Annotated in this window: 3 protein-coding genes; 2 read left to right on the top strand and 1 reads right to left on the bottom strand. The window is 44.5% G+C overall.

Features of this window, described 5'->3' with window-relative positions:
* Positions 1–208: 208 nt before the first annotated feature.
* Positions 209–799 (bottom strand): AAA family ATPase, encoded by a 591-nt coding sequence (locus WG8_RS01165; protein ID WP_007428222.1) that lies wholly within the window; start codon positions 797–799, stop codon positions 209–211.
* A gap of 355 nt (positions 800–1,154) precedes the next feature.
* On the opposite strand from WG8_RS01165, the gene WG8_RS01160 reads away from it, so the two are divergent.
* Both WG8_RS01160 and WG8_RS01155 read left to right on the top strand, forming a co-directional pair.
* Entirely contained in the window at positions 1,155–1,943 is a 789-nt protein-coding gene (locus tag WG8_RS01160; RefSeq protein ID WP_007428221.1) for an IclR family transcriptional regulator, read from the top strand.
* Positions 1,944–1,955: 12 nt separating this feature from the next.
* A partial coding sequence (locus tag WG8_RS01155; protein WP_007428220.1) for a bifunctional 2-keto-4-hydroxyglutarate aldolase/2-keto-3-deoxy-6-phosphogluconate aldolase occupies positions 1,956–2,584 on the top strand: 629 nt, incomplete at its 3' end.

Raw genomic sequence — 2,584 nt, 5'->3', positions numbered from 1 at the left:
ATGATCGTTCACTCCAATCGTATTCTATTTTTTCAATATTGTCAAAAGTATCGTGTGATATGAACTGAAACTCATTAATTGTGTGTAAATCGCTGTAAATAAGTGTGAGCTTATATACTAGAGTATGTCGGGAGCATGGAGCATGTTATGTTGTAGATGGATGGGAGCCAAATAGAATAAGTTCAAAATACTTTATTTTCTGCTAACACTACAAAGAGGTCGCTGTCTTTTCGAAGGGAAGTATATTGTACAGTCTGTCCTTGTCTACTTCAGCGGGGCTATTATCAAAATACCGGATGTCAATGTCTTCCCATAGGCACCTTCTGGCACGGATTCCTTCCACAAAAGCATCCCAGTGGGCAAATTTCCATTCATCCCGCTCCAATCCACGGGCTTTCATCCTTTCTTTTAATATATCAAAATCCACATCCACCTGTAATACAAGCGGTCTGACATGATGCCAGTCGTATTTTTCTTTTAATTCCCTAATGTAATCTTTGTTAGAAAAATAACCGAGAAACGGTGCATCCAAAACAACGGATCGACCCAATTGAAGGTTGTCATTGGCTACATCCAGCAGGGTCTGGTATTCAAGAGGCATGATCGTATCGCTATAAAAAGTGTTGCCGTCCCGCTCATGCGGCGAGTATCCTTTGGACTCCAGCAGTAGGCCCGTGAACTTGTTGCAGATGATATCTTTATCCAAATAAGTAAAATGATATTCTGTTGCAATGAGCTTGCCAATCGTTGATTTACCTGAACTGGCAGCCCCGATTAAAAATATAGCTGTAGGTTGCATCTGCAATTCCTCCTCCATAACCCGTATTCTGTATTTCAGGATTTTCACCCATCTTCATAAAGCAAATTCGTCAATGTATGCGGTTCCAATCGAAAGATCAGCAATATCTGTATGGTATACATCCAGAAGCCGCACAAACTTCACAAAGTTCGCATATGCGAACCGCATTCGCAATATTGAATTTATTTTTTATTTAGATTATAACGTTTTCATAAGAAATTCAATCCCATATCGACATAAATAAAATATTTTGTAAAGGTTATTGATCTCTCTCGTCAGGCTGTACTATAATAAACCCGAAGTTCGAATTAATGAACACGGTTCGTATATGCGAACCTAAATTAAAGGAGATTGCATGGAAAATTTTAAGCTGAATAAATCAGCCGAAAGGGTTGTCGATCTTCTGGTCCTGTTATCCAATAGCAGTTCCCCTCTGACACTGAACGAAATTTGCAAGACGTTGGGGCTGCCCAAAAGCAGCGCCTTCGAACTGGTGCAGACATTACTCTATAAAAACTTTATTGAGCTGGATGATCCGCGTCTGAAGACTTATCGTTTGGGCATTGGTGCCTTTGAAGCAGGTATTTCTTACTTATCCAATATGGGCATCCCCCATCTGGCCAGACCGCTGTTGCAGGAGCTGAACAGACAGACGGGCAGCACTGTTTTTCTTGGAGTCGAGGATAAAGGGCAGATCGTGTATTTGGATAAGGCGGAAAATTACTCTGTTATGAGACCGACAGCAAAGCTAGGCTCGCGAAGATTCATACACACCACAGGAATCGGCAAAGCACTTTTGGCAGCGTTACCAACGGAAAAGATCCAGTTTATTCTGGGAGATGGAGAAATTCCGGCCAAAACACAATACTCGAAGGTAACGCTACAGGAAATTTTGCAGGATATGGCGGAAATTCGGGCGCGTGGCTACTCCATTGATGACAGGGAAGACAATCTGGAAATGTATTGCATCGGTTCTGCGATATATGACCAATGGAATCAGCCGGTGGCAGCGATTAGTGTGGCGAGTATGTACTCTACCATGACGCCGGAGCGCGAGAGTATGATCGTCAAGCTGGTCAAGGAAACAGCGCTCAAGCTGTCCAACCAGTTGGGGTACCGTGGTGAACGGCTGTATAACGATTAGGAGGATACGTTGATGTGGAAGAAGTTCAATAATCTCAAGAAAATAGCAGATACAGGCATTGTGCTGATCATTCGTTTGGACAGCGAGCAAGAGGCTCTGGCCGTAGCAGAAGCAGCCGTAAAAGGCGGTATTAAGGCGCTGGAAATCACCATGAGCGTGCCAAATGCGCTTCATGTCATTCAAACACTGGCAGAAAAATATCGTGAAGAAGGCGTTCTTGTCGGTGCTGGAACCATATTGGATGCCGAAACGGCAAGAGCGGCTATTCTTGCGGGGGCAGAGCTTCTGGTAAGCCCGCAGCTCAATCCCGAAATGATCAAAATGGCCAACCGTTATCAGGCCGTGACGATTAGTGGTGCTTTTACCCCGACGGAAGTATTGGAAACATTAGAGGCCGGAGCTGACATCGTCAAGCTTTTCCCAGCCGAAGTGTTAGGCCCGCAATATGTAAAATCGGTTACCGCTCCATTATCTCAAGCTCCCATCGCCCCTACTGGAGGTGTAACTCCGCAAAATGTGCATGAATGGCTGCATGCTGGCTGCATCGGAGTTGGCGTAGGAAGCTATATCACCAAGGCTGCGCAAAAAGACGGGGATTACAGTAAAGTTACGGCGGCTGCCAAGGAATTTCTGGAGGCAGT

The sequence above is a fragment of the Paenibacillus sp. Aloe-11 genome (assembly GCF_000245715.1).
In the GTDB taxonomy this organism is placed as follows: Bacteria; Bacillota; Bacilli; order Paenibacillales; family Paenibacillaceae; genus Paenibacillus; species Paenibacillus kribbensis.
This window is presented reverse-complemented; position numbering and strand designations above follow the sequence as displayed.

Excerpts from the sequence above, each read along its gene's own strand:
- WG8_RS01165 (WP_007428222.1), bottom strand. The coding sequence starts at position 799 with ATGCAACCTACAGCTATATTTTTAATCGGGGCTGCCAGTTCAGGTAAA.
- WG8_RS01160 (WP_007428221.1), top strand. The coding sequence starts at position 1,155 with ATGGAAAATTTTAAGCTGAATAAATCAGCCGAAAGGGTTGTCGATCTT.